24 protein-coding genes are annotated in these 21943 nt (G+C 55.9%); 6 read left to right on the top strand and 18 right to left on the bottom strand.

The window, feature by feature from the left end; all coding sequences use genetic code 11:
- Positions 1 to 6: 6 nt before the first annotated feature.
- Genes mnhG through SE15_RS02230 form a run of 7 tightly spaced genes read right to left on the bottom strand, consistent with a single transcriptional unit; the run spans position 7 to position 5809 of the window.
- A complete protein-coding gene (mnhG, locus tag SE15_RS02260) occupies positions 7 to 423 on the bottom strand; it encodes a monovalent cation/H(+) antiporter subunit G (protein ID WP_054520475.1) in 417 nt (138 codons plus the stop codon).
- A complete protein-coding gene (locus SE15_RS02255; protein WP_054520474.1) occupies positions 423 to 686 on the bottom strand; it encodes a monovalent cation/H+ antiporter complex subunit F in 264 nt (87 codons plus the stop codon). The genes mnhG and SE15_RS02255 overlap by 1 nt, the downstream gene beginning before the upstream one ends.
- On the bottom strand, positions 683 to 1162 hold the full coding sequence (locus SE15_RS02250; protein ID WP_054520473.1) for a Na+/H+ antiporter subunit E: 480 nt from the start codon (positions 1160 to 1162) through the stop codon (positions 683 to 685). Before SE15_RS02250 ends, SE15_RS02255 begins: the two co-directional genes overlap by 4 nt.
- Entirely contained in the window at positions 1159 to 2658 is a 1500-nt protein-coding gene (locus SE15_RS02245) for a Na+/H+ antiporter subunit D (protein ID WP_054520472.1), read from the bottom strand. The genes SE15_RS02250 and SE15_RS02245 overlap by 4 nt, the downstream gene beginning before the upstream one ends.
- Entirely contained in the window at positions 2658 to 3059 is a 402-nt protein-coding gene (locus SE15_RS02240; protein WP_054520471.1) for a Na+/H+ antiporter subunit C, read from the bottom strand. The genes SE15_RS02245 and SE15_RS02240 overlap by 1 nt, the downstream gene beginning before the upstream one ends.
- A 1-nt stretch (position 3060) precedes the next feature.
- On the bottom strand, positions 3061 to 3474 hold the full coding sequence (locus tag SE15_RS02235; RefSeq protein WP_054520470.1) for a Na+/H+ antiporter subunit B: 414 nt from the start codon (positions 3472 to 3474) through the stop codon (positions 3061 to 3063).
- Entirely contained in the window at positions 3458 to 5809 is a 2352-nt protein-coding gene (locus SE15_RS02230; protein WP_054520469.1) for a putative monovalent cation/H+ antiporter subunit A, read from the bottom strand. The genes SE15_RS02235 and SE15_RS02230 overlap by 17 nt, the downstream gene beginning before the upstream one ends.
- A gap of 188 nt (positions 5810 to 5997) precedes the next feature.
- On the opposite strand from SE15_RS02230, the gene SE15_RS02225 reads away from it, so the two are divergent.
- The gene (locus tag SE15_RS02225; RefSeq protein ID WP_054520468.1) at positions 5998 to 6267 is read left to right on the top strand and encodes a hypothetical protein; all 270 of its coding nucleotides are present in this window, start codon (positions 5998 to 6000) and stop codon (positions 6265 to 6267) included.
- A gap of 13 nt (positions 6268 to 6280) precedes the next feature.
- Here the strand turns inward: SE15_RS02225 and SE15_RS02220 are convergent, their stop codons facing one another.
- Together SE15_RS02220 and SE15_RS02215 are read right to left on the bottom strand one after the other, a co-directional pair.
- Positions 6281 to 7597 (bottom strand): family 4 glycosyl hydrolase, encoded by a 1317-nt coding sequence (locus SE15_RS02220; protein WP_054520467.1) that lies wholly within the window; start codon positions 7595 to 7597, stop codon positions 6281 to 6283.
- Positions 7594 to 8586, bottom strand: a complete 993-nt coding sequence (locus SE15_RS02215; protein ID WP_054520466.1) for an N-acetylglucosamine kinase — start codon at positions 8584 to 8586, stop codon at positions 7594 to 7596. Before SE15_RS02215 ends, SE15_RS02220 begins: the two co-directional genes overlap by 4 nt.
- A gap of 266 nt (positions 8587 to 8852) precedes the next feature.
- On the opposite strand from SE15_RS02215, the gene SE15_RS02210 reads away from it, so the two are divergent.
- The gene (locus tag SE15_RS02210; RefSeq protein WP_054520465.1) at positions 8853 to 9818 is read left to right on the top strand and encodes an AAA family ATPase; all 966 of its coding nucleotides are present in this window, start codon (positions 8853 to 8855) and stop codon (positions 9816 to 9818) included.
- Between the two features lie 38 nt (positions 9819 to 9856).
- Positions 9857 to 11233, top strand: a complete 1377-nt coding sequence (locus SE15_RS02205; protein ID WP_054520464.1) for a vWA domain-containing protein — start codon at positions 9857 to 9859, stop codon at positions 11231 to 11233.
- Here SE15_RS02205 and SE15_RS02200 read toward each other — a convergent pair.
- The 4 genes from SE15_RS02200 to SE15_RS14575 form a co-directional block, all read right to left on the bottom strand.
- On the bottom strand, positions 11230 to 12357 hold the full coding sequence (locus SE15_RS02200; RefSeq protein ID WP_054520463.1) for an aminotransferase class I/II-fold pyridoxal phosphate-dependent enzyme: 1128 nt from the start codon (positions 12355 to 12357) through the stop codon (positions 11230 to 11232). The genes SE15_RS02205 and SE15_RS02200 overlap by 4 nt on opposite strands.
- A gap of 99 nt (positions 12358 to 12456) precedes the next feature.
- On the bottom strand, positions 12457 to 12780 hold the full coding sequence (locus tag SE15_RS02195) for an AzlD domain-containing protein (protein ID WP_083461642.1): 324 nt from the start codon (positions 12778 to 12780) through the stop codon (positions 12457 to 12459).
- On the bottom strand, positions 12777 to 13079 hold the full coding sequence (locus SE15_RS14580) for a hypothetical protein (RefSeq protein WP_201778044.1): 303 nt from the start codon (positions 13077 to 13079) through the stop codon (positions 12777 to 12779). Before SE15_RS14580 ends, SE15_RS02195 begins: the two co-directional genes overlap by 4 nt.
- A gap of 3 nt (positions 13080 to 13082) precedes the next feature.
- Positions 13083 to 13382, bottom strand: coding sequence for an AzlC family ABC transporter permease (locus SE15_RS14575; RefSeq protein WP_201778043.1), 300 nt, complete (start codon positions 13380 to 13382; stop codon positions 13083 to 13085).
- Between the two features lie 217 nt (positions 13383 to 13599).
- On the opposite strand from SE15_RS14575, the gene rsmI reads away from it, so the two are divergent.
- Positions 13600 to 14307, top strand: a complete 708-nt coding sequence (gene rsmI / locus SE15_RS02185) for a 16S rRNA (cytidine(1402)-2'-O)-methyltransferase (RefSeq protein ID WP_054520461.1) — start codon at positions 13600 to 13602, stop codon at positions 14305 to 14307.
- A 17-nt stretch (positions 14308 to 14324) separates the two neighbouring features.
- On the opposite strand, the gene SE15_RS02180 is transcribed toward rsmI, so the two are convergent.
- Positions 14325 to 15053, bottom strand: a complete 729-nt coding sequence (locus tag SE15_RS02180) for a queuosine precursor transporter (RefSeq protein WP_054520460.1) — start codon at positions 15051 to 15053, stop codon at positions 14325 to 14327.
- A 100-nt stretch (positions 15054 to 15153) separates the two neighbouring features.
- Here SE15_RS02180 and SE15_RS02175 point away from each other — a divergent pair, with 100 nt between their 5' ends.
- On the top strand, positions 15154 to 15894 hold the full coding sequence (locus SE15_RS02175) for a 16S rRNA (uracil(1498)-N(3))-methyltransferase (RefSeq protein WP_083461641.1): 741 nt from the start codon (positions 15154 to 15156) through the stop codon (positions 15892 to 15894).
- On the opposite strand, the gene SE15_RS02170 is transcribed toward SE15_RS02175, so the two are convergent.
- From SE15_RS02170 to SE15_RS02155, 4 genes are read right to left on the bottom strand one after another with little or no spacing between them, the layout of a single operon-like run.
- Entirely contained in the window at positions 15891 to 17396 is a 1506-nt protein-coding gene (locus SE15_RS02170) for a hypothetical protein (RefSeq protein WP_054520458.1), read from the bottom strand. The two genes, SE15_RS02175 and SE15_RS02170, sit on opposite strands and share 4 nt — an antisense overlap.
- On the bottom strand, positions 17393 to 18214 hold the full coding sequence (locus SE15_RS02165) for a 16S rRNA methyltransferase (protein WP_054520457.1): 822 nt from the start codon (positions 18212 to 18214) through the stop codon (positions 17393 to 17395). Before SE15_RS02165 ends, SE15_RS02170 begins: the two co-directional genes overlap by 4 nt.
- The gene (locus SE15_RS02160) at positions 18211 to 19035 is read right to left on the bottom strand and encodes a 16S rRNA methyltransferase (RefSeq protein WP_054520456.1); all 825 of its coding nucleotides are present in this window, start codon (positions 19033 to 19035) and stop codon (positions 18211 to 18213) included. The genes SE15_RS02165 and SE15_RS02160 overlap by 4 nt, the downstream gene beginning before the upstream one ends.
- Position 19036: 1 nt before the next feature.
- The gene (locus SE15_RS02155; RefSeq protein WP_054521309.1) at positions 19037 to 20143 is read right to left on the bottom strand and encodes a tRNA-ribosyltransferase family protein; all 1107 of its coding nucleotides are present in this window, start codon (positions 20141 to 20143) and stop codon (positions 19037 to 19039) included.
- A gap of 136 nt (positions 20144 to 20279) precedes the next feature.
- Between SE15_RS02155 and hutU the strand changes: the two genes are divergently transcribed.
- Positions 20280 to 21941: a urocanate hydratase gene (gene hutU / locus SE15_RS02150; RefSeq protein ID WP_054520455.1), complete on the top strand. Its 1662-nt coding sequence runs from the start codon at positions 20280 to 20282 to the stop codon at positions 21939 to 21941.
- Positions 21942 to 21943 lie beyond the last annotated feature (2 nt).

The following is a 21943-nucleotide window of genomic DNA, read 5'->3' as shown; positions in this document are numbered from 1 at the left end:
CGCTCCTCAAGCGGTAAAATCATCCCCTTCTTCCCCTTCGGGGACAACTGCTTCGGTCGAGGGCACCACTTCACTTTCCAAACGGTGATCCACCCGGCTGTAGTGCCCGCGCAGTTCGTCCATCACCGTGCCTTCCCACAAGGGCACACCGTCAAAATAGGCGGCGCGGGCAATCATGTGTGCCGCCACCGGCACAGTGAGAAGCAGAAAAACGATGATAGCCAGCACTCGCACTGTGATGCTGAATTCATTGAAGTAAACGGCAGCGGCCAACATGACCAGGCCACTGCCCAAAGTGGCAGCCTTAGAGGTGGCTGACATACGCGTGTAGAGGTCAGGCATGCGTAGAATCCCCAGGCTGGCCAGAAACATGAACACCGCTCCCCCCACCATTAGCACATCAACAAGAACCTCACGCGCCATCACACCCTCCGCTCAATGTAATAGGCAAAGGCCACCGTTCCTAAAAACGAAACCAGCGCCAGGATGATTGCCACATCTAGAAAGGCTGACTGATCATTGAGAATGGCGTAGGTGGCAATGACGCCGATAAGAAGCGTCACCAGCAGGTCCAGAGCCACAATGCGATCTGGAAGACTGGGGCCGCGCAGCAGACGGATGAAGGTAAAGATCATGCCAGCGGTCAAAACCGAGAGGATAATCAGTGCAACCAGTGTCAGGCTCATGACTCAAATAACTCCTTGATACGGCGTTCATACCCCTCTTTAATCTCGCGACGTGTAATCTCGGGGCTTTCAAGGGCCAGTGTGTGCAGAAAAAGGGTTCTCAAATCATTGGAGACATCCACAGAAAGGGTCCCCGGCGTCAGGGTAAGCATGTTCGCAAGAAACACCACCGCAGAACGGTTGTGTAAATCCAGAGGCACCGCCACAATGGCCGGGCGTAAAAGCCGCTTGAGATCCCGTGAAAGGATCATTCGCGCCACTCGCAGGTTTGCCAACACCAGTTCCCGTAGATAAAACCCCAGGAACAACAGGGCTAAAGGCACTTTGCGAAAATAATTGGGACCAATGTGCCGGGCCGTCAGCCACAGTGCAAAGTACCCCAACACAAACCCGAAGATCAGATTGGAAAGGTCAAATTGCCCCATGAGGGCAGCCCAGGCCAGGGCTAGCAATACGTTCAACAAGAGCAGGTTCATGGCAACCCTCCAAAGACCGCCGCCACATAAGCACCGGGATCCAACAACTGGGCTGCTGCTTGCTGGGCCAGGGCGTAAACCGGCTCCGCCCCCAACCCCAAACCCAGCGTAATTAGCCCCATCAGGACAATCGGTAGAATCAGCGCCATACGCTGTCCAGTCGAACCAGACAGGGATCGCAATTCTTTTGAAGCCGGCTTCCAGAACGCTTCATTCCAAATCTTGGTCATTGAAAACAGCGTGAGCAGGCTGACCGCCAACGAAACGCCCACAATTACGAACTGTCCCTCCACCAAACCCGCCTGTACTAAAGCCAGTTTTCCAAAAAAGCCTGAGAGCGGTGGAACACCCGCCAGCGAAAGAGCCGGCAGCAGAAAACCCAAAGCCAACCAGGGGTATGCACGATAAAACCCACCCAAATGGCGCAGGTCAAACGAGCCCCCCATGCGATACAAGAGCTCGGCAATCAGGAATAAAACAGCCTTGGCAATGATCACGTGGACCATGAAATAGAGCGTTGCGGCTAGAGCCGACTGGGTAAAAAGGCCAAGCCCCATGAGTAAGTAGCCAATCTGGCTAATGATGTGGAAGGAAAGCAAGCGCCGGATATCATACTGGGCAGCCGCCCCCAACACACCGGTTACCATGGTGAAGCCCCCCAACGCCAGGATAAGAGTGTGCGTGAAGGCCACATCTGCTAGGAAAAGCAGTGTAAAAACCCGGATGAGCGCATACACCCCAACCTTGGTCAGCAAACCCGAAAACAACGCCGTTACTGTCACGGGTGGGGTATGATACGAGGCCGGCAACCAGAAGAACAAGGGGAATACCGCGGCCTTAATGCTAAATGCGATCAAATACATGACCGCAACCGTGGTGACCAGATCAGGTGCGATTGTGGTGCGCAGACGAATAGACAAATCCGCCATGTTGAGCGTACCGGTCAGGCTGTAAAGGACCGCAGTAGCCGAGAGAAACAGAGCCGAGGATAGGAGGTTTAATATCACATATTTCAACGCCCCTTCTAATTGGGCGCGTTCGCCTCCCAGAGCCATCAGCACGAACGAGGCCATCAGCATCACCTCAAACCACACATAGAGGTTGAAGATATCGCCAGTGATGAACGCCCCGCACACACCCATCAGTAGTACAAAAAAGAGCGGATAAAACCCGTACCGTAAGCGGGCTTCATCCATACTGCCAAGGGAGAACACAGCGATGAGAAAAGCCAATCCTCCCGCAATAACGACCATAAACGCACTAAATGCATCCACCACCAGCGAAATGCCATAGGGAGGCGGCCAATTGCCAATCTGGACGGTGCGAATCCCCTCATGGATAACAACATCCAGCAGGGCAATGCCGCTGGAAAAGAGGATCAGAGTCCCCACCACGGCCAATCCCCGCTGCCAGGTAATCGCCCGCCAGGCAAACAGCGAAAGAATCGCAAAGAAAAGCGGCACGATGAGGGGAAACAACACCAGATAATCGCCCATTAATGACCCTCCGCTTCGTCTTCGGCATGGTAATGATCAGGATGATAGCGCGGCTGAATGTCGGTATCTCGTAATTCGTTCAAATCACTTGTACCCAGAACCTGATAAGCCTGACGCATCAGCGCAACGGCAAATGCTGTGACCCCAAAACTAATAACAATCGCAGTCAGGATGAGCGCCTGGGGTAAGGGATCGGCATAGGGAGGCTGCAGGGCCGTTTCTCCTGCTGGAATCAACGGCGGGCGCCCGCGTACCAGACGCCCCAATGTGAAGATGAAGAGATTGATGGCATTGCTCAGGATAATCAGCCCGATGAGCACTTTGACCAGATTGCGGCGCATCATTAGATATAAAGCAACGGTAAACAGCACCCCAATCAAAAGGGCTAAAGCCAGTGTCATCTCAATCCTCCGCTAACGTAAAAAGAATCATCAATGTTGTTCCCATGACAGCCAGGTAAACTCCCACATCAAAAAGCAGGGGAGTACCGACTTTTCCCAACACCGGCAGAGGATACTTCCACCATAAGCCGGTCATAAACGGCCGATTGACCACCCAGGCAAATACAGCACTGCTAAGTGCAATCAGAAGCCCCGTGGCAATCAAAAGACGAGGTTCAATTTTGAGCAGGTCGCGAGCGGCTTGTACCCCTTCCGCGATCATGTAGAGCACAACCGCCACCGAAGCCACCAAACCACCCACAAAGCCCCCCCCAATCTCATTGTGACCTCGCAAAAGGAGGAAAACAGAAAAAACAATCAGCAGTGGCATCAGGTAACGTGCCGCCGTAGCCAGGATCTCAGAGCGCCCTCTCATGTTCTGCCTCCTCTTCTTCCTCTAATCCTTCGAAGTAAACCATCAAACGGCCCAGCGTCAGACGCACCAGAGCATAGACCCCAATCCCAGCCAGGGCAAGCACTGTGATCTCGCCCAGGGTATCCAGCCCACGGAAATCCACAAGAATGACATTTACCACGTTGCGCCCATTAGCCAGGAGCAGACTGTTTTGTGCAAAATAATCAGAGATATGCGGTACAAGCGGTCGTGCCGTTACGATCAGCACCAGCGCAGTCATTAACATTCCCCCTCCAATGGCAACCAGCAGGTCAAGAAAGCGTGTCGGTGAGGGGGTCAGACGCGTAAATTTAGGCAGGCGATAAACCGCCAGCACAAATAGGATGACCGTCAGGGTCTCAATCGCAAATTGCACCATGGCCAGATCAGGTGCGCTATATATTAGATAGATCAGCACCAGGCCATAACCAATCATGCCCATCGTTGCCACTGTTGCCAGGCGCGAGCGCAAGCGCGGGATGACAACCGCCGCCGCAATCATAAGTACGACCACCACAAATTCGTAAAAGCGTATATCGCCCCATCCTCCCACTCCCAACCAAGCCAGGCGGCTAAGCAGGGTGAAGCCGGTCAGCAGGACTGTGGTCAGGACAATGGTCATTACATAAAAACGTAAGTACCCATTCTGCAGAACGCGCGTCTGCCAGGCCGCAAAACGGCGCAGTCCATTAAGTCCCACCTCATACAAACGAGCCGGACCCCAAGGAGCCAATTTGCGCCAGATCTCTCCTCCTTGCCACAGCCTCCGATAAAAGGCCCAACCCAGTCCACCTAATCCCAAAGTTAGAAGGCTAAACCCTAATACCGGCGTGATCCCATGCCAGAGCGCCAGTTTGACCTTGAGAGAAGATTGGAGAATGCTCTGGACGGCGCCCTGAATAAGCGGAGTTGCCAGAGCGGGCATAATACCGACCACCAGCCCCAAACCGCTTAAGATCACGGGCCCCAGCCAGAATTCAACTGAAACCGGGTGGGGAGGATGAGGAACATCCTGCGTGCGCCCCCAGAACGGCTTGAACGCGACCAGCGCCGCCACAACAAAGGTGATGGCCCCAGCAAGGATAGCGCCCCCCAGGCTGAGGTAATGCGGCCAGGTGCTTTCCATCAGGCTCTCAAAGAAGAGTTCCTTAGCCAGGAACCCCAACGCCGGCGGTAAACCGGCCATTGAGATCCCGGCCAGTAGTGCTGCCAGGGTAACCCAAGGCAAAATGGAGGCCAGATTTCCCAATCGTTCGATATCTCGGGTTCCGGTGCTGTGATCAACCGCCCCGGCCACCAGGAACAGGGCTCCCTTATAAAACGCGTGGGCCAGAATATACACTACCGCAGCCTTGATAGCCAGATCTCCCCCCAGCCCCAGCAGAAAGGTCATCGTGCCCAGGGCTCCAACGGTGGTGTAGGCCAGCAGACGCTTCAAATCCCGTTGCCCCAGTGCCAACAGAGCCCCGACCAACAGCGTCATAAAACCCACACTACTCACCAGTGCCTGCCACAGCGAAGTTCCAGCCAGAGCCGGGGTCAGCCGGGCCAGCAAGAATACCCCCGCCTTCACCATGGTTGCCGAGTGCAGATAGGCGCTCACCGGCGTAGGTGCGACCATCGCATTGGGCAACCAGAAATGGAACGGAAACTGAGCCGACTTGGTGAAAGCGCCGATCAGGATCAGAAGTAAAGCGGCTGTGTAAAGCGAACTGCTACGAATCGCCGCCCCGTTCTGATTGATGACGCTGATCAGCCCGCTCCCCGCCACCTGGCTGAGAAGCACCAATCCTGCCAGAAGGGCCAGACCGCCCCCCGCGGTGACTAACAGAGCCTGCCAGGCAGCAGCACGTGCACCGTAACGCTGATGCTCAAAACCGATCAGGAGGAATGAGGTAATGCTGGTCAATTCCCAGAAAACGAAGAGCAGAAGCAGGTGATCACTGAGCACCACCCCCAGCATAGCCACCATGAACAGAGTGATGAGGAGGAAGAAGCGCCCCTGATAAGGGTGCCCGGACAGATATCCGCCCCCATAAATGATGACCAACGCCCCAATTCCGGTAACAAGAAGGGCAAAGAGCATCCCCAACCCATCCAGGCGAAAAGCCAATTCCACACCCAACGAAGGCACCCAGGGGATATGCTCCTCAATCGCTTGCCCCTGCCCCAAGACGAGAGGCGCCTGGCCGGCTAAATAGAACAGCCAGCCTAAGGGTAGCAATGCAAACAACCACCCACTGCGGGCGCCAAAGCGCCGATAAAGCCACGGGATGAAAACAGCAAAGATGAACCCCGACAGGATAATGACCAGCATTCTCCCTCCTTTCCGTTCAATGTTTTTCTACACGCAACGGGTTGCATAAAATTACAGGAAGATTGCCACCCTGTCAAGGACATTGCTCGGTTTTCTATTAAGAATGTTTCAGGGGGGAAATTGCATCCCAGGCATAAAATTTAATGTAAAATGAGACCTGAGCGGTTAGCACATTTAGTGAGGTGCCCGTGCCAAAATTGTTTTCTACCTTCCTTCGCCTGCTTCTCATCGGCGGGCTGATCTACGCAACCCTGGGAATAGGCTTCTATGCGGGGTGGAAAATAGAGGCCACCGCCTGCCGGGAGGCGCGCCTTGCTCAAGGTGAATGGGTTGAACCGGAGGTTTTCTCACCCGCAATTTCCCTTGCCTTCACCATGGTGTACTGGCCGGTTTACCTGATCGCCAACCTGTACCACTTTGATACCCCTTTCTCAACCCCGTGTTCCCACGCCCCTTAGTTAGTACGTCCATTCACCTGGCTTTTGGCGGAGAGACCCACCCATGGAACTGGGGGAGATACGGCCAGTTAGTGGCCAGCATATCCTCCAGAACGGCCTGCACCTTCCTCAGGCCAGGTCCCAGCGGATGAACCAGAAGGGCTTGATAAGCCGCTTCTAAATCCCCCTCAGCCGCTGCACGAGCGGTGAGTATTTCGTAAGACTTGACCGCAGCCAGCAGACCAAACGCAAATGGTGGCAGGGGATCCGCCGGAAGCGGGGTGATTCCGTGGCGCGATACCCGTGCTGGCATTTCCAGAACCCACCGTGCATCCCACGACTTTACCGCCCCACCATGGGGGATATTAACGATGTGAGTCTCTCCCAGATCGTTGTAATGTGCCGTTATCAACTGAGTCGCTACTGTGGAATAATACGCTCCCCCACGTTGCATGAGCCCCACAGGCAAATCTACCAAGGCGGGGTCGGCATACTGGCGCAAAAGTTCTGCCTCAATCCGCATCACTTGCTCGGCACGTGAGGGTGGCCATTGGCGCTGCTCGCGCAATTTCTCCTCAGTGTAGTAATAGTACTGCAAGTAATAATTGGGAATCATTCGCGTGCTTTCCAGAAAACGCGGTTCCCAATCAGGATGCGCTTGCTGTTTTGCCTGCCGAATAGCCATCGCCAGCACCTGTGGCCATACATCTTTCCCATCCACCGTAAGCCCATAGTGCCAGGAAAGATGATTTAAACCCAGGGTTTTCAACTCTGCCCGCTCTGGCGCAATCGCCTGCCCAGTGCTTTCCTTTAGCCATTCCAGAAAGCGCATTTTGGTGGTGATGGGCACATTACACACCCCTACCGCGGGCACATCCGGCGCGTAACGGCTCAGCGCTTCTACAATCAGCCCGGCAGGGTTAGTAAAGTTGATCAGCAAAGCCCCGGGAGCGGTTTCGCGCATGTCCTTAGCGATATTCAGCAAAACCGGGATGGTGCGGAGAGCCTTTGCCATGCCGCCAACTCCCGTAGTTTCCTGTCCAATAAGACCATGCCGCCAGCCCAGATATTCATCCTCACGGCGGGCTTGCATTTGACCCACCCGCAGTTGCGTACAGACATATGAAGCGCCGCCAATCGCTTCGCGCTGGTGGGTGGACAGAATAACCCGAAAGGGTCGGCCACGCGCTTCCACCATACGCTGGACGAAACCACCCACAATGGCCAGGCGTTCCGCGTCAATGTCCATCAACCACAATTCGCGCAACGGCAATACATCCAACCGCTCCAGGAAACCACTGACCAGTTCCGGGGTGTAAGTTGACCCACCACCAATAATCGTGATTTTCATCGCTCACCCTCCTGCCAAACTGCTGCTTGAGAATTCATTCTTTCCAAAGCCTGCCGGATGCGCTCACGCGGCCAGTGGAGTTGTTCCATGGCCAGCACCACAGCACCGATGACCGGCAAGGTCTGAATCGGCACAAAGCGCGCCCCCGGAATCTCCGGCAAGACCGCCTCCTCCACCCATTTCTGAAGAGAGGGATGTCCTCGGAACAGGCTTCCTATCAAAATGATATCCGGCGCCAGATGCATAATCCGCAACCGTCGTGCTATCGTTTTGACCATGGCCCCCAGTTCACTACCCGCCCAGGCCAGCAGGTCCAGCGCCACCTTGTCTCCTTGTGCTGCACATTCAAAGACCAGAGGCGCCGCCTCCGGGCCCAAGGTGTAGTAGCCCCGGCACAAGCCCTCAATCAAATCTTCCAACCCTTTGGCCTTCACCTTCTGAATGAAAACACGACTGAGTGCAGTCGGTTGTCCCCGTCCTGTCCACTCGTAAGCCACGCAATGAACAGCGCGCTCAACCAATTCCGTAGCCCCAGCGTATTCCCCCATCAGAGCCCCGTAACCGGTCATATGGGCATATTCCCCCTGGGGGCTGCGTCCCCAGCAATTACAACCAGTGCCTGAAACCAGAGAAATGCCCCAGCCGCGTGGGCTGGCCAGCAATCCCAGCACGGCATCGTTCACGGCCTCCATTGGCAACTCTTGTTGCAGGGTCTCTTTGAGCACACTGAGCAACCCCTCGCGTTGTGAGGGCCAGTCATAGCCAGCCACGCCAAAACCAGCCGCCCGCAGGTGACCAACAGATAGAGAGGCGGCTTCCAACGCCTGGTGAACTGCTCGACTTACCACATGCCGAAGTTCAGCGTAACCAACCACATCAGGGTTGCCGCCTCCCGCCCGCCCAAGGGCCAAAATATGACCTTCCCCATCTGCAATCAGGGCATGGGTTTTACTGCTCCCCACATCTACGCCCAGGAAATAATCTTCCATAACCTTTTGCTCCGTGTGGATTGTAACAAATCTTCACCATTGTGGTTGGTTTCGATTTTGCCCTTGCAGTCGGCATTCCACTCTCTCCAGCTGCTCGCGGCTACCCCTTTACAAATAAAGATATATTTGGTGGAATATGGTATGATTTAGACATCTTTGAACTGCCTCATCATCTCGGCCCCTACACTCACGTGCCCACAAACAATCATTAAAGCCCCTGTTAACCGGTGTGGTTCCGTTTGGTTCGTGCTTTTAGAGGTAACCCCATGTCCCTCTTCGACTCCCCACAAACCCTGAAAGAAGCGTTACGCGCCCAGAATTACATTGCCAGCGACGAGATTGCCACTGTTCTCTACCTCAGCCAGGCGCTCGGAAAACCCATTCTCACAGAAGGGCCCGCTGGTGTTGGTAAAACTGAACTGGCAAAGGCCCTGGCCGGTGCCACTGGCTACCCACTCATCCGCCTGCAATGTTACGAGGGCCTGGATGAAACAAAGGCCCTCTACGAGTGGGAGTATGCTAAACAGATGCTCTACACCCAGTTGCTGCGGGATAAATTGCAGGACCTTCTGGCAGCCAGCGAAAGTCTGCGCGAGGCCGCCGACCGACTGGCCCAGGAAGAAGACGTCTTTTTCTCCTTACGTTTCCTGCTGCCCCGTCCCTTGCTCAAAGCCATTCTATCTGAAACCCCCACCGTTCTCCTTATTGATGAAATTGATCGCGCTGACGCCGAATTTGAGGCCTTCCTCCTTGAAATCCTGAGCGATTTTCAGGTCAGCATCCCCGAAATCGGCACCCTGACAGCCCGTCACCATCCCCTGGTCGTGCTGACCAGCAATAATACCCGTGAGTTGAGCGAAGCCCTTAAGCGGCGCTGCCTGTACCTTTTCATTGATTACCCAAGCCTGGAACAGGAATTAGCCGTGGTACGCCTCAAAGTCCCTGAACTGGCGCCCAAACTGGCTCGCCAGGCAGTGGAACTGGTACAGCGTCTGCGCCATCTCGACCTGCGTAAATCTCCCAGCATCAGTGAGACGCTAGACTGGGCCAAAGCCCTGGTTTCGCTCAACGCCACAGCGCTGGACGCGCACACCCTGGAAACCACGCTAAGCGTCCTGCTCAAGCACGAGGCTGATCTCCAGCGTGCCCGCCGAATGCTTCTCCATCCTGACGATGACGACACCACTCACCCCACACATCCCCCGGCGCCCCGTCCCCGCTGGCAGAACTAATCTCCCTTCGTTCGGACTTTTTCAGTTGAGGGTATCTGATGGAACGGCGAATTGCTCAGTTTATCTCCGCTTTGCGTACCAGTGGCGTGCGCATTAGCCTGGCTGAAAGCGCTGATGCATTTCAGGCCATTGAGCGCCTGGGGGTGCAAGACCGTGAACGCTTCCGGTTGAGCCTCCGTGCCACGTTGATCAAAGATGCCCGCGACATCCCGATTTTTGAAAGGCTCTTCCCGCTCTTCTTCCAGGCTCAGGAACCCCCTCCTTTACAAAACGCGCTGTCTGGGCTAACCCCTCAGGAAGCCCGCCAATTAGCCGAAGCCCTACGCCAGTTCTCGCAATATCTGCAAGAAATGCTTAAAAAATTGCTGGAAGGGCAGCCTTTGTCTCCTGAGGAACTAGCCTACCTGGATGACCTTTTTAATCAAGCGACCCCGCTCGACCCGCGTTTGCAAAACTGGTTGACACGGCAGTTTGAGCAAGCCTTGCGCTTCCGCGAAGTCCGCGAGGCTCTTGAAGCCCTGTTTCAACACCTGCAGGAGATGGGGCTTAATCGCCATAAAATCGCCCAGGTGCGCCGTACCCTTCAGGAGAACTTAAGTGCCTGGCAAGAGCAACTCCGCCAGCATGCTGGTGAGCGCATTCTTCAGGCCATGGCCGAAGCCCCGCGTTCACCCACAGCAGACGGCTTGCTTCAGCGCCCCCTGCAGCACCTCACCCCCGATGAAATGCATCGGCTGCGTCGCGAGGTGCGCCGTCTGGCAGCAGCGTTACGTACCCGCCTTGCCCTCCGCATGCATCGCGCCCGCAATGGGCAACTCGACCCTAAAGCCACCTTGCGCGCCAGTCTTAAATACGGGCTGATACCGCTTGAACTGCGTCGCAAAGACCACACCCTAAAGCCCAAACTGGTAGCAATCTGCGACATCAGCACCTCCATGCGCTTTTGCTCTGAACTCATGCTGAGCCTGCTCTACGCTCTTCAGGATCAACTCGGGCATACTCATGCATTTGCCTTCATTGACCACCTGGAATACATATCGCCGGATTTTGAGCATCTCTCAGTAGAAGCAGCCATTCACCAGGTTTTGCAACGCATGCCCCCTGGTTACTACAACACGAATCTTGGTCGGGCCCTAGCCGAGTTTCAACAGCGTTACCTGAGCACCTTAGATCGGCGCACGACCCTGATTCTGGTGGGGGATGGGCGCAACAATTACAACGACCCGCGTACCGACCTGCTGGAAGCGTTCGCGCGCCGCGCTCGCAAGGTGATCTGGCTCAACCCCGAACCGCCTTGGTTATGGGGCAGTGGTGATTCAGATATGCTGCTCTATGCACCCCTCTGCACCCACATCTTTCAAGTTGCCAGCCTGGCCCAACTCGCAGCAGCCGTGGACCGCCTGCTTATGCCCTAAAGGGTGGGTAATGCCCGCCATTCCTCCAGAAAAGCATCCAACAGGCCCAGCGCCTCAGGTAGATTTCGCCTCCCCAACCCAAGGCGAAAATGATTCCCCGGGTCGTCAAAGAGCGGCCCAGGTGCCAGTAAAACGCCGGTCTTAACCACCAGCGCCTCGCAAAACGCTTCCACATCTCCCTCCAACAAACGCGGAAAAGCCACCGAACCAGCCCGAGGCAGCACCCAGGTTAGGTGTTCGGAGTGACGCTGAAAGAACTGATGCAAATGCTCCAGATTCTGACTCAGGATGGCCCGGTTGCGCTCCAGCAACGTCTCCCGATGCCTCAAGGCCACCTCAGCGAGCACTTCCGCAGGAGCGCTGTTACAAATTGTGAGGTAATCCTTGACCACTGCCATCGCTTGCAGGAGGTCTTGACGGTGCGTGGCAACCCACCCAATCCGCAGGCCCGGCAAGCCGTAAGCCTTTGACATGACACCCAATGACACGGCATTCGGACTCACATCACAGGCGGCCGGCAGACGCTGTGCCGGATCGTATTCGAGTTCGCGATAAACTTCATCGGAGAATAAAATCAGGCCATGTTTTTGGGTGAGGCGATGAATTTCATCGAACACCTCGCGAGGCATCAGATAGCCGGTGGGATTATGAGGAACATTGATCACCACCACCCGTGTGTAGGGTCGAATCAGACGTCGCAGGTCCTGAGGATCCAATCCCCACCCCTGAGATTCATCGGCTTGCCACAAAGAAACCTGACAGCCCAGCGCGCGTGCTACCTCGGCCAGCGATTGATAACACGGACTGTGGACAATGACGTGATCGCCGGGTTTGAGAACGGCTGTCATGAAGGCGAAAATAGCCTCTTCTGCGCCACTGTGCACCAGGACCTCATCCGGTTCTATCGTGGAATAGAGCCCGGCAATGGCCTGACGCAAACTCGGTGCACCTGCGGATTCGGTATAGCCCAGACGCAGGTCTAGCAAACGGGCTTCAGCCTCGGGCTCCAACGCCAGAAGATCTCGCACGCTAAACGTTTCGCAGTCCGAGGCGCACAACACATGGCGCACATTGAATTCATAGCGAGCAAAAAAGCGTTCGAGTTTGAAAGGCGATAATTTCATAAGCATCCTCGATGAACAAATAGCTCAGTACTTTGCTCCACTGATAAGTATAAGCCTTCTTGATAGGTCTACACATCACCCTCTGATTACGGCCGTTTTTTACATTCCCGCCAGGTTAAAACGGAGTAGCCAAAATGTCGCCAGCCCTACCAGAATGGTGATGAAAACGTTACGTGTGCGGTAAGCCACCCCAATGGCCACAACGCCCACCAGCAGGCGTGGGTTCGCCAGGGTAAGGTTGATGCGTTGATCCACCATTACCAGTTCAGGCCCAATAATGGCGCTGAGAACCGCCACGGGGACAAAATAGAGAGCCCGCTGTACCCAATCGGGCATGTGCAGGTATTTCCACAATGCAATGAAAGACAGGCGAATAAGATAAGTCAACCCGCCTAATCCCAGGATGATCCACCAGGTTGTCATCGCCGCCTCTCCCATCCCAGACCGACTGCAATGGCTACCAGGCTGGCCAGTATCAGGCCGAGTTTGTAAGGCAATCCCGCCAACACAATGGCCAGCCCACCTGCCACTATAGCCGTTACCCCATCTGCCGCATGGCGCAGGCTGGGAACCACCAAGGCAATAAAAGTGAGTGGTAAAGCAAAATCCAGTCCCCACGAGGCTGGTACCAGTGTCCTCAGCAGGATGCCAACCGCCGTACTGACCTGCCAGGTCGTCCACAGCGCCAGGCCAGCACCAAGAAAGAACCAATGTTCACCCACCCGCTAGCCATTTTGCCGATAATTGATAATGGTCACAGCATAGGCCTCATCCGTTAACAGGTATGAGAGGAGCGCTTTCCAGGGGCCGGAGAGCCCCTGCAACCACGGCGCTACCGACGCGCTGTAAAGCAAATGACGCAAATTGACCACAAAACCTGTCAAGATCACTACTAGAGCCGGGGTCAGGTTTGCCAGGAGCTGAACAGTCAAAAACTGCGCCGATCCGGTAAACACAATCGCCGACATCGCCTGTGCCCGGAGCGGAGATAACCCGGCTTCCAGGGCAATAACACCGTAGATCATGCCAAAAGGTGCCACTCCCATTAGCAAAATGGCACCTCATTCCGAACCCCTTCCCAAAAACGTTTCCAGGAACCCTTTTTGCTCATTATGCTGCTCTCTCCGGCTTGCTCATAGGGGCAAAGCCCATATTGGCGTGTATTATATAACCATTGCCTTCCAGCAGGCTCAGGCGTTTGGGATACAATTAGAAGCGCCAATTCTTAATCAAAGGTTCAGAATGCTCTATCTGGTTTCTACCCCCATTGGTAATCTGGGTGATATTTCTCAGCGAGCCCTGGAGATCTTGCGCCAGGTGAATTACGTTGTCAGCGAGGATACCCGCCATACGGGGATTCTCCTGAAGCACTACGATATTCATAAACCCCAAATTTCGTTCCGTGAGGAGAACGAGAGGAAAGTACTACCGCGCTTGATACGACTGCTTCAGGAGGGCAAGTCCCTGGCGCTGGTGACCGATGCGGGCACTCCGGGCATTTCCGATCCTGGCTATGTGCTGGTGCGCGCCGCCATCGCCGCCGGAATCCCATTAACCGCCATTCCTGGCCCAACCGCGCTTATCCCGGCTCTCATCCTCTCCGGTCTGCCCGTACATTCTTTCACCTTCCGCGGCTTCCCGCCCCGCAAACCTGGCGCACGCCGCCGCTTTTTGGAAGTGGATCGCGAAAGTCCCCATACCTTGATTTTTTATGAGAGCCCCTATCGCCTTCGCGAGTTTCTTGCAGATGCCCTCGAAGTCTATGGCGACCGCCCCGCTGCTATTGCCAACGACCTGACCAAGATGTTCGAAACCATTTACCGCGGCAGCCTCGCCGAATTAAGAGCACGCTTTGAAAGCGAACCCCTAAGAGGGGAATACGTAGTGGTGATCGCCGGTAAGGGCTACACGGGGGCTACCGACTCTGCTTTGAGCGAGGAAGCGGATTAAGTCCCCTTCCCTCAACCTCAGGTTAGGGCAAAGGGGTTAAAGCGTGTATGGACGTCGTAGTAATCTTCGTTTTCGGCCCGCTTGAGGGCATAAACCACCTGGTAGGTCAACGGTGTCATGACCACTTCCACCCCAACCTTAAAGAGGTAGTTTGTCAGTACCAACGTGCCGAAGAGAGACCAGGGGAAAACCCCCGTCAGTGAGGCGACCAGAATAAACACAGCCGTATCCACCCCCTCACCTACCAGTGTACTCCCAATGGTACGCGTCCACAACCAGCGCCCGCGCGTCAAGACTTTCATTCGCGCCAACACAATAGAATTGCTGAACTCACCTGCCAGGTAAGCCACCAGGCTGGCAATGACGATCCCCCCGGTAAACATGCCACCCAGGATGGCATCATAGGCCTGCTGACCAGCATATTGCTGCCAAGTAGCCTCTCCCGGCAAGCCACGCACTACCCAAAAAATCAGCGCGCTCAGCCCCAGCATGGCAAAGCCCGTCCAGATGACACGGCGCGAACGGCGAAAGCCGTAAACCTCGGTCAGCACATCGCCAAAAATGTAACTGATGGGAAAAAGCAAAGTACCGGCGTCAAATGCCAGACGAACTCCTAAAATAGAAACTCCCCAATCTACAATCTTGGCAGAGGAAGCAATATTGCTCACGATCAGTACGGTGACAAAAAGCGCCGTAATGAGGTCGAGATAGCGGTAGGAACGTTCCGAAGTCCGTTGCTGATTCATCCTTTATTCCCACAAGGCTCAGAGGCGGCCTCCAAAAACCGCGCCCCAAGTATAATCCAATTAACGCAAATTCCACAACGCCTTTTCTCACCCCATACCCATGCACCGATTTTTTGTTTCCCCGGATTGTATACACGGCACACAAGTGAATTTTCCGCCCGAAACCGCCCATCAAATCCACGCGGTCCTGCGGATGAGAATCGGCCAGGAAGTTATCGTCCTCGACAATACCGGGATGGCTTTTCGGGTGCGTTTGGAAAACATCCGCCCCTCCGCAGTTACGGGAGTCATTCTGGAAACCCTGCCCATCACCAGCGAACCCCGCACCCGCCTGACGCTTTATTTGGGCTTGACCCAGCGGGAAAAATTCGAATGGGTCTTGCAAAAAGGAACCGAAGTGGGGATAACCGCCTTTGTCCCTCTAATCACCCAGCGCACCCTGGTCCGGGATGCCACCCTTGCTCGAGAAAAGCACCCCCGCTGGCAGCGCATTGTCCAGGAAGCCGCCGAACAATGCGGCCGAGGGCGCATCCCCGACATTCATTTTCCTCTCGAACTGGGGCAGGCACTCGAGCACGCCCAAGCCACTGGCTCCCTTTGTCTCATGGCCTGGGAAGGTGAAAATCAGCGCTCCTTGCGAGAGGCCATCCACAACCTGAGTACACCTCCGCACCAGGTGGCTCTGATAATTGGGCCAGAAGGAGGGTTAAGCCCAGAAGAAGTTGCTCGGGCACAGCAAGCCGGATGGCTAACCTGTTCCCTGGGGGCACGCATCTTGCGCATGGAAACCGCTGCCATTCTTGGCGCTGCATTCATCCTTTATGAGTTGAATGATTTCTAGGATGTCAAAGGCGCGCGCTGCAGCACAACCCGCCGCGGGAGCAGGTTTTTCAATTGAGCCCGCTGCACGCGCCCCCGTCCCAGGATGCGCCCACGCGCATCGGTGACCACCACCACCCGCGATGCCGGCCAGGGGGGCGGGACAACCAGAGGCACATCCTCCCCCCGCAGCCATGCGGGCACCATTTCCTCCGGGAGCACCACCCGCCCCCGTTCGCAATGCCGCCCAAAACGCGCCATACCCTCATGGGTCAGCGTCCAGCCCTCAGGAGTGGACTCCAGAAGAGCCAACCCCAACGTCACAACCGGTAAATTACCAAAATGGATTTCAAAAGCCCGAGGGATGGCGTAAAGATAACTCTGCCGCCGAAGCAACCCCGCGGCTTGAATTTCGAGCAGGGGCTGCAAATCCAACCCATAGTCACGCTTTAAGGCTTCATACAACTCTCGTACCTCGGTTGGCTTCAACCAGGCCAGGGGCATCCTTACCTTAGGCGGTGGGGTAGTGACCAACTCCGAGGGGAACGAGGCCACCTTACGCAAGCGGGCGGCAAAAAATCCTGCCGTGTGGAAACGATGAGGCCAGAGGCGGACTGCATGACGCACCTGTGGGGGGAAGGAGTGGTCGGGAGTTGCTTCCAAAGCCGGGGCAGGAGCAGGCAAGCGGTCGTCTACCGGTTCAATCTCAAATACTCCGGGATAGCGCTGTAAAGCCGCTTCCAGCACGGCCTCGTTTTCCTCTGGTGCCAGGGTGCAGGTGGCATAAACCATTTGCCCCCCCACCTTGAGCGCGCGCAGTCCGCTGATCAACAGCGCCACCTGGCGCTGTGCCAGTCGCTGCTGCTCCCCAGGACTAATCGGGCGCATCGGGTGGCTTTCCAGTGGCCGCAAGGATTGCATGCTGCAAGGGGCATCTAACAGGACAGCATCAAATGTTTCTGGATACCATCCGCCCCACCGTTCACCCGGGAATCCCGTTACAGCCAGGTTGATGGCCCCCCAGGTTTGTAAAACCAAGCGTAGGGCGGTGAGCCGTTCACGCGAAGAGTCGTTGGCAATGATCAACCCCCGGTCGCTGGTACGCGCTACCAAGTGCGTGGTTTTACCCCCGGGTGAAGCAGCCATATCCAGGATCAATGGACGTGCGTTGGGAGAGAAATCAAACAACTCCACTGGCAACATGGAGGCCGCTTCCTGGATATAGTAATACCCCAGACGATGTTCAATCGTCTGACTGACCGGGTAAGTTGCTTCACAAACCCACCAACCGGTTGGGCAGAAAGGTACCGGCTGCAGGCGCCAACCATACCACTCTGCCCAGGTCTGCACATCGGAGGGACTCGCCTTAAGGGGATTCAGACGCAGGGCAGGCGCAAGTGGGCGCTTCAATTCCTCCAGCAGCGCCTGCCACTCCTCAGCCGAAAGCAACGGGCGAAAGCGTGCCAGCGCCTCTTCTAGGGCACGCTCTGCGGCAGACGGGGAAGACGACCGAACACGACTCATGTCTTACGCACACAAAAGACCACTTCGTTCTCAAAGCCGATCTCCCTCACTTCCCATTCCAGGCCTTCCAGAATCCTGGTCATGAGACGCTGATGGAGGGATAAAAGATCGCGCCGCTGGCTCAGACTCCGTGTGGGGAGCGAGATCATCACCCAGCGTGCCGGTATGGCTTCCAGGAACGGGCGGGCACAACCGGGTTGCCGTTCTTCAAAGCGATGAATTTCTTTGAAAAAGAAAGCCACCTCTGCCGGAGTTTGGGGAGGTTGTACCAAAATGTCCTGGTGAAAAGCCTCTCCCTCAATTCCCAACCGCTGAAAGAATGCATTGATCAAAGCAACGCGAGGGCGGTGAATATCAAAAGCCAGGTAGCGCGTCGTCGGCGGTAAGCCCATCCAGGGCCAGGCCAGAGGGTTAAGCCCACACGCCAGATCCAGAACGGTACTCGGTGTCCCGGTTATCTCAAATAAACGCTGGAAGAAGGTCTCAAGGAAGGGTAAACGCTCGCGGGTAGAGGCATGCGAACGAAGCAACTCAAGACACACTTGGCGTACTGCATCCAACCCCTTATTAGCCGAAGCCTCCAGCGCCTGAAGGGCCCAGGTGTAATCTGGATCCCCCAGGTAAGGGGCAACAACCTGATGCAACACCCGCCGCGCGGCTGCCATGGCCTGGGCCGGTTTTTCATAACGGGCCAGGGCGCGAATGATCACATCGCGCAACAGGGGCTCCGGCAGATCCAGATGGCGGTATTTGGCAGACTGACGCACCTGGTAAATAAACCGCTCCACCCAAGGATTTTCTCCGGCTCCGGGCTTCATCCTCCGCATCCCCCTTTATGCACCAGGAAGGCCAGTTCAGTCGGAAAATCAAAGCGCCAGATGGTCCAGGGCTTATCGGCAACCAGTTGTTCAAAGCGCTGGGCATAGTTAACACGCATACCCTTCCCTCGTCCCCCCAGGCTATAAGTGGGAAACGAAACAAGAAGGTAATCTGCCGGAATAGATTCCACCAGTCGGCGACTGAGCGTTTTGTCGAGTTGCTCCAGGCAGGGAAGGGTCTTCAGCAAAAAGACCACTTGAAACGGTTGCGTGGGCAGGGTCGTGCTTAAGTCACGTAGTTCCGCCTGTCCCGTTATTTCCAGATGCGTGAAAAAGTGGTTGAGAAAATCTACCATATCGGCAAAAATTTCCCAGGCCACTATCTGTGCATCGGGTGCCAGGGGCAGCCAGGGAATCGCCAGGGGATTCAATCCGCTGGCCAGGTCCAACAGCGAATGAATCGGACCCACCGGCGTCAAAGCCTGCTGGTAGAAAGCCTCCAGGTAAGGCAGGCGTTCGCGCGTCGAAGTGTGCAAACGCATCATCTCCAGGCAAAATGCTTTGACCTGCGGGTGCTGCCGATCTCGAGGTAACGTGTGCAAACGTTCCAGCCAGGCTGAATAGTCAATGGGACGTTCAAGATAGGAGGCGGCTACCTGGTGCAGTTTGCTACGCACGGCCTTAACAGCCTCGCGGGAAGTGCGTCCTTTTGCCAGTTCCTGTCGTGCCAACGCCTGTACCAACCCTCGCTCCAGATGCTGATAGCGAGGATGGGCCAAAACCTGACGAACCACTGCTTCTAAATGCATTTCTTCGTTCACGCTATACTCCCCCATGGCGTAAGGACATACTCAGTTGCTGCATAAAGCGCAGGTTATGCAGTGTCGCCAGTCGCAGGTAGAGACTATCCCCCAGCAAATAGAGATGACGCAGGTAACCTGCGCTGTAGTGGCGACAGCAAATTGCATCACAATAGGGAGAAATGGGTGCCTCCTGGCGAGTCAGGCGTTCACTCTCCATATGCACAAATTCCCACCAGGATTCGTCCTCGGGTTGAGGGCGGGGCGGCCAGGTGGTGAACCGGTAAAGCCGCCCATGCCGGGCATCTCGGGTGGGCATGGCGCAATCAAAAAGCCCATACCCCAGGTGATAACCGCTGACCAAGTTCTGCGGATGACCGATCCCCAAAGCATGCAGCGGGTATTCCGGTGGAACACATTCGCGCACCCATGCCAGAATGTCGGTGAGCAAATGTCCCTGACGATCTAACGGCCAGCCCCCGAAGCCAAAGCCATCAAATCCAATCTCCAGTAGTGCCTCAGCACACAGGCGGCGCAATTCCAAAGATCCGCCTCCCTGAATGACCGCAAAAATCAGCGGGCGCCTGCCATCCTCCGGCGGATGTTGATCGAGCCAGCGCAGGTAAGCCACTTTGCTGCGGCGGGCCCAGGCAATTGTCAAATCCACCGCCTCGCGCTGAGCAGCCAGAGGCGCATCCACATGGGTGCACACGTCCAGGCAAAAGAGCACGTCACTGTCAAACCGCAATTGCCATTCAATGACCTTTTCGGGAGTAAGAAGAAACTTCCGCTGCCGTCCTTCGGGCTGGTAGTGAATGCCCTGTGGGTTAATTTTCCCCCGCTGAGGTTGTTGCTGGATGAGCGAATAAGCCTGGAAGCCCCCCGAATCGGTAAAAATGGGGCGCTGCCACCCGCTCATTCGATGCAACCCACCTAGCGCCTCCACCACCATGGCGCCGGGCTTCTGCACCAGATGAAATGTATTCATCATCAGCGCTGGTATCTCAATGGCTAACAAGTCGGTCGCATCCACGCTGCGCACCACACCCCACGTGGCATCGGGGAGAAAGGCAGGAAAGGTCAGGTGCCCATGAGGAAGGTTCAGGGCTTGGGAACATGCAGTGTTCATTGTCTGGATTATGCCCTGAGAGCCGCCAAAGAGCAAGGTTCACTCCATCTTCATTGTCCATTTCTGATGTAAAATGAAAAATGTCCTGGTGATTCCACCGCGGGTAATTTCTTGGCTAGATTCTGGAGGGAAGGTTATGGCTCAACTGCGCGTTGTTCGCGCCCCTCGCGGCAACCAACTCACCTGCAAATCGTGGCAGACCGAAGCCGCCTATCGCATGATTCAGAACAACCTGGACCCTGAAGTTGCCGAACGCCCCCAAGATCTGGTAGTATATGGCGGGCGCGGCCAAGCAGCCCGTAATTGGGAAGCGTTTGAGGCGATTCTAGAGTGCCTGCGTGAACTGGAAAATGATGAAACGTTGCTGGTGCAATCGGGCAAGCCGGTGGCCATCTTCAAGACCCATCCGGATGCACCGCGTGTCCTGATTGCCAATTCCAATCTTGTACCACACTGGGCAACCCAGAAGCACTTTGATGAACTGGTCGCTAAGGGCTTAATGATGTTTGGCCAGATGACCGCCGGTTCGTGGATTTACATAGGCACCCAGGGCATCCTTCAAGGCACTTATGAAACCCTGGCAGCCGTGGCGCGCAAACGCGGCTGGCCGTCGTTGAAAGGGAAGTTCGTACTCACGGCAGGCCTGGGCGGGATGGGAGGTGCCCAGCCCCTTGCGATCACCATGAATGAAGGCGTGGGGTTGATCGTAGAAGTGGATCCCGCACGCGCTCGCCGCCGCCTGGAAATTGGATATGTTGATGAAGTGGTGAACGACCTTGAAGAGGCGATGGTACGGGTGGAAGAATGCCTGGATAAAGGCATTCCACGCTCAATCGGGCTAATCGCCAATGCAGCAGACATCTACCCGGAATTGGTGATACGTGGGATTACCCCCGACGTGGTCACTGATCAAACGCCCGCACACGATGTGCTTATGTACATCCCTAGCGGGCTAAGCGTTGAAGAAGCGGCCGTCCTGCGCACTACAGACCCCGCTGAGTACGAGCACCGCGCCATGGCGTCCATGGCCCGGCACGTGCAAGCCATGCTCGAATTTCAGCGCCGCGGGGCCGAGGTCTTCGATTATGGAAATAATCTGCGCCAGCGCGCCTACGATGCTGGCGTCAAAGATGCTTTTAACTTCCCCGGCTTCGTACCTGCCTACATCCGCCCCCTCTTCTGCGAGGGTAAAGGCCCCTTCCGCTGGGTGGCCCTTTCAGGCGACCCCGAGGACATTTATCGCACCGATGAAGCCATCATGGAACTCTTCCCCGAAGACGAGCACTTACATCGCTGGCTGCGCATGGCACGCGAGAAAGTCCCCTTCCAGGGGTTACCCGCCCGCATTTGCTGGCTGGGTTACGGCGAGCGTGCAAAAGCCGGGCTGAAATTCAACGAGATGGTGGCTCAGGGCATCCTTAAAGCCCCCATTGTCATTGGACGGGATCACCTGGATGCCGGTTCAGTTGCCTCCCCCAACCGCGAGACGGAAGGAATGCGCGACGGGAGCGATGCTATCTCTGACTGGCCCATTTTGAACGCCTTGGTTAATACAGCCGCTGGCGCAACCTGGGTTGCTTTTCACCATGGGGGTGGCGTTGGGATTGGCTTTAGCCAGCACGCCGGAATGGTGGTTGTGGCCGACGGCACACCCGAGGCGGCCCGACGATTGGAACGTGTTCTCACCGCCGACCCCGGCATGGGCATTGTGCGCCACGCTGACGCAGGCTACCCAGAAGCCATTGCTGCGGCCCGTCGCCACGGCCTACGTATCCCCATGCTTAAGGAGACACCCTAGCC

This window comes from Thermanaerothrix daxensis (assembly GCF_001306145.1).
In the GTDB taxonomy this organism is placed as follows: domain Bacteria; phylum Chloroflexota; class Anaerolineae; order Anaerolineales; family Anaerolineaceae; genus Thermanaerothrix; species Thermanaerothrix daxensis.
This window is presented reverse-complemented; position numbering and strand designations above follow the sequence as displayed.